The organism is Cedecea sp. B1(4), assembly GCF_059414925.1.
The window spans coordinates 1-348 of the sequence record NZ_JCAHMZ010000147.1; the positions used below are offsets into that span (position 1 = coordinate 1).

1 protein-coding gene is annotated in these 348 nt (G+C 60.6%); it reads left to right on the plus strand.

Translation table 11 applies throughout. From position 1 onward, the window contains the following. Positions 1-348 (plus strand): helicase-related protein (locus ACR6JA_RS22415; protein ID WP_494599626.1); only part of this gene is annotated, 348 nt, incomplete at both ends.

Genomic DNA, 348 nt, shown 5'->3' on the forward strand with positions numbered 1-348 from the left:
CTGATCTTCACCGAGTTCGTGCCGACGCAAGCGATGCTGGCCGACTACCTGGAAAGCAGGGGTTTCTCGGTGGCGACGCTCAACGGCAGCATGGACCTGGAAGCGCGCACACGGGCACAACAGGTGTTCTCCAAGGATGTGCGCGTGCTGATTTCGACGGATGCCGGTGGTGAAGGCCTGAACCTGCAGTTCTGCAATGTCATCGTCAACTTCGACATGCCGTGGAACCCGATGCGGATCGAGCAGCGCATTGGCCGGGTGGACCGCATCGGACAGAAGCACGTGGTTCGCGCCATCAACTTTGTGCTCGAAGACACCGTGGAGCATCGGGTGCGCCAGGTGTTGGAG